This is a genomic window from Coleofasciculus sp. (assembly GCF_046539235.1).
GTDB lineage: Bacteria > Cyanobacteriota > Cyanobacteriia > Cyanobacteriales > Coleofasciculaceae > Coleofasciculus.
Map to the genome: position 1 here is coordinate 1 of NZ_JBKHHI010000533.1, position 3,841 is coordinate 3,841.

General features: G+C 46.6%; 5 protein-coding genes and 1 pseudogene. 4 read left to right on the forward strand and 2 right to left on the reverse strand.

From position 1 onward, the window contains the following. Nucleotides 1-584 precede the first annotated feature (584 nt). The gene (locus ACLFWI_RS28125) at nucleotides 585-809 is read right to left on the reverse strand and encodes a hypothetical protein (protein ID WP_446415676.1); all 225 of its coding nucleotides are present in this window, start codon (nucleotides 807-809) and stop codon (nucleotides 585-587) included. 41 nt (nucleotides 810-850) lie between these two features. Between ACLFWI_RS28125 and ACLFWI_RS28130 the strand changes: the two are divergent. The 4 genes and pseudogenes from ACLFWI_RS28130 to ACLFWI_RS28145 form a co-directional block, all read left to right on the forward strand. Next, nucleotides 851-1,123 (forward strand): annotated as a pseudogene (locus tag ACLFWI_RS28130) (zinc ribbon domain-containing protein); the annotation flags it as partial. A 37-nt stretch (nucleotides 1,124-1,160) separates the two neighbouring features. Beyond that, nucleotides 1,161-1,379: a hypothetical protein gene (locus tag ACLFWI_RS28135; protein ID WP_446347561.1), complete on the forward strand. Its 219-nt coding sequence runs from the start codon at nucleotides 1,161-1,163 to the stop codon at nucleotides 1,377-1,379. 50 nt (nucleotides 1,380-1,429) lie between these two features. Then, nucleotides 1,430-1,687: a cytotoxic translational repressor of toxin-antitoxin stability system gene (locus ACLFWI_RS28140; protein WP_446415677.1), complete on the forward strand. Its 258-nt coding sequence runs from the start codon at nucleotides 1,430-1,432 to the stop codon at nucleotides 1,685-1,687. Between the two features lie 165 nt (nucleotides 1,688-1,852). After that, nucleotides 1,853-3,439 (forward strand): glucose-6-phosphate isomerase, encoded by a 1,587-nt coding sequence (locus ACLFWI_RS28145; RefSeq protein ID WP_446415678.1) that lies wholly within the window; start codon nucleotides 1,853-1,855, stop codon nucleotides 3,437-3,439. Nucleotides 3,440-3,476: 37 nt separating this feature from the next. On the opposite strand, the gene ACLFWI_RS28150 is transcribed toward ACLFWI_RS28145, so the two are convergent. Then, nucleotides 3,477-3,841 (reverse strand): tetratricopeptide repeat protein (locus tag ACLFWI_RS28150; RefSeq protein ID WP_446415679.1); only part of this gene is annotated, 365 nt, incomplete at its 5' end.

Here is a 3,841-nt window from a genome sequence, read left to right on the forward strand (position 1 = left end):
GCGGTAATGTATTGTTTAAGCTTGCTTTGATTGTAGCAGTAGGGGTAGGATGAGCCTAGGCAACCTCTCGCCCATTTCCTTGAAATCCTGCCATAAGTCCTGCAATTCTGACCAACAACTACGGCTCAACGCTTCCAGAAGATGGGTCTTCCGTAGTTAGTGTGCTAAATTGTTAGTCTGATTTGCCATTGAATAAAGGGCGACCCGACCTAATTGAGTGGATTAGTGTTATTAATTAGATGAAGCGGGTCGCCCCTACAGGTTGTTCATTCACTCAGAAATCAAGTCTGAATCTTCATCGCTTGTCAAAGGTTGAATACGTTGTTCGGCATTTAAACCTTCATGTTAACAACGACAAAATCGTTGTAATGCGTTTAGCGAAGCCATGCCGCAGGCTTTGCATCTTGCTCGCTACCCATTCCCAATTTACAGCAGATTTGGTGGTTGATGAGGTACAGTCTCTAAGCAAGATCCCCGACTTCTTCAAGAAGTCGGGGATCTGTCTGTGTACCTCACTTACTTGAAAAGCGCTGTAAATGCGTGACAGCTTAGAGTTGAGGAAAACCGTTAAAGTCTCTCTCCTGTCAGCCACTTGTCCAAACTGAGATAAAAAGCTGACGACTTCGACAGAAGCAACCATCTCCAGAACCGTCTAAGTCTAGCCGCGCCAAGATGCTATTCACTTGCGGTACATTTGCCAAAGCCCCTGCAACCCAGTCTGTGCGATCGCACTCAGAGGCAAAGTCTGGTAAATTTTGAACAATGCGGGTTAGTCGATTGAAGTCAAGCTGGGATAGCTGAACGGTCACAGTTACTGCTCCTATGCAAGAGAACGACTACATTTTGGCTCAAGACGAGCCAAATATGTCCCAATTGCTTAACAGAAACGGGCAAGAAACTATGATCAGAGCGTATCCATTCATGTAATCACTGCGGCTACACAACCGACAGAGATGTAGCCGCAGCTCAAATAGTCTTATTGCGAGGACTTGCAGCCGTGAGACACACGGTTGACCCTGAGCGACTTGTATCGAGCGGAGTCGAGATAAGCCGAAGGGTCAAGATGCTTTCTGAGGGTAAATTCATCGGAATCCCTGCGACGGAAGAATCACCGCTATTATAGGGCGGTGAGTGTCAATCAATTGGAGTATTCTTTGCTGATGAATTTACTCAGAGGTCGATTGCAACGCTTAACCCAACAGTTACCTGATTTAGTGGATCAACTCCCTGATGAAAGCTTGGCAGACGCCTGGAAAGTTCTGCAACCGTTCTATTATGACTTGTATATGCTCTGTGCCATGCAAGAATCCATGCGAACAATTCGACCCGGAGATGCGATGACCCGTGAAGAAGCGCTGCGACTGCTAAATCTGCCCTAAAATCTTTGCAGAAAGACTAGAATGATTCGTGGGGAATCGGGGTATATCCTGTGAGTCTAGAAGTACGCTATGCGCGGTCTTTCCTACAAGATCTCAAAAATCTAGAGTCGGCTGCTTATCAGCAGGTCTATGACATGGTTTTTGAGAAGTTCATGCATCTTAACAGCATTCACGACCTGCCAGGGCTTCACCCCATCAGCTCAGATGCTATTTTTTACCGCTTTACCATCGACAACTATATAGTAGGGATTGAAGTGACGGGTCACATCGTCAAGTTTTTGCGCGTGTTGCCCAAGCCGTATATTTGAGAAGGCTTTCAGAAGGCAGAGGGAGCATGTAGAGACGCGCCATGGCGCGTCTGGGAAGCAGGAGACGGCTGATAAGACTAAGCGACTGGAAAAGGAAAACTGACAACTGATCCCCGGACAACATACACTTGTGATTGGTAAAAACAGGAATTTGAGAAGCTACTTATGGACGCCGCTGCACTCTGGCAACGCTATCAGGACTGGCTCTATTACCACCAAGGGTTAGACTTTTACCTCGACGTCAGCCGTATGCGATTTGATCATGCCTTTGTCGAGGCGATGCGACCTAAGTTTGAGAAGGCATTTCAGGATATGGAGGCATTGGAGAGGGGCGCGATCGCTAATCCTGATGAAAATCGGATGGTGGGTCACTATTGGTTACGAGATCCTGACATAGCGCCCACCCCCGAACTACGTCAAGATATCCTCACCGTCTTAGAGAAGATTGAATCCTTTACCACTAAAGTCCATAGTGGTGATATCCATCCCCCAGGTTCATCTAAATTCACCGATATTCTTTCCATTGGCATTGGCGGTTCAGCATTGGGTCCTGAGTTTGTCGCCGATGCCCTTGCTCCTAATCTCCCGCCTCTAAGGATTCATTTTATAGATAACACTGATCCGGCGGGAATTGATGCCACTATTGCTAAACTGCAAGATCGTTTGGCTAGCACCCTCGTCTTAGTCATTTCTAAGTCTGGAGGAACCCCAGAAACCCGCAATGGCATGATTGAGGCAAAAAAAGCTTATGAATCCCAGAAACTCGACTTTGCTACCCATGCCGTGGCGATTACGGGTGAAGATAGTAACTTAGAGAAACTGGCAAAATCTGAAGGGTGGCTGGCAACCTTTCCCATGTATGACTGGGTAGGAGGACGCACGTCAGAAATGTCAGCGGTGGGACTGTTACCCGCCGCACTACAAGGGATTGATATCCGCCAAATGCTGGCAGGTGCGAAGGAAATGGATAGTGCCACCCGTGTCCATAATCTCCAAGACAACCCGGCGGCGTTGCTGGCACTTTCCTGGTATTTTTCGGGGAATGGTCAGGGTGAAAAAGATATGGTGGTTTTACCTTACAAAGATAGCCTGCTGCTATTTTCTCGCTACCTCCAGCAGTTAGTTATGGAATCCTTGGGTAAGGAAAAAGACCTCGATGGTAATACTGTACATCAGGGAATCGCCGTTTACGGTAATAAAGGTACAACGGATCAACATGCCTACGTGCAGCAGTTGCGCGAAGGGGTTCCTAATTTCTTTGTCACCTTTATTGAAGTGTTGCGCGATCGCGAGGGACACTCTCCACAGGTAGAAACGGGGGTAACTTCCGGTGACTATTTATCCGGTTTATTACAGGGAACCCGAAAAGCCTTGTATGACAATCAACGAGATTCGATTACCGTAACAATTCCCCAAGTCAATCCTCGCACGGTTGGAGCGCTGATTGCTTTATATGATCGGGCTGTAGGATTGTACGCCTGCCTGGTAAATATCAACGCTTACCATCAACCTGGAGTAGAAGCAGGTAAAAAAGCTGCCGCTGCAATTTTGGATTTACAGAAACGGGTTATTCAGGTGTTGCAGGATCAAGGAGAACCGATGTCTTTATCACAGTTAGCTCAGAAAGCGGGGGCGACTGACCAAATAGAAGCCATTTATAAAATTCTGCGTCATCTCCACACTAATCAACGAGGTGTAGTTTTAGAAGGAAAACTGGGAGAACCGAGTAGCTTAAAAGTGTCTGCTGTTTAATCATAAAACAGTAGGGGCTTGGTTACCAAGCCCCTACTTACCATAACCACTGCCACCAGCTACGATTAGTCTTAATCTGAGCGCGGAGAATGGATAAATTTTTGCGAAAAATAGCCGTATTAGGATGCTCGTGTCCTAAGTGCTGTTCACTCAAACTTAATGCCTGAACCAATAGCGATTCTGCATCTCTGTACCGTTTTTGAGAATTGTAGAGTCCGGCTAAATTGTTAATGCTAGTCGCCACAGCCGGATGGCAATTGCCTAAGAGAGATTTTCTCATCTCTAAAGCTTGTAAGTAAAGAGGTTCAGCTTTACTGTAGCGACCTTGAGCATAGTACAATAATCCCAAATTGTTGAGGCTACTGGCAACATCCAGATGGCAATTGCCTAAAAGACGTTTTC

Excerpts from the sequence above, each read along its gene's own strand:
- ACLFWI_RS28135 (WP_446347561.1), top strand. The coding sequence starts at position 1,161 with ATGAATTTACTCAGAGGTCGATTGCAACGCTTAACCCAACAGTTACCT.
- ACLFWI_RS28145 (WP_446415678.1), top strand. The coding sequence starts at position 1,853 with ATGGACGCCGCTGCACTCTGGCAACGCTATCAGGACTGGCTCTATTAC.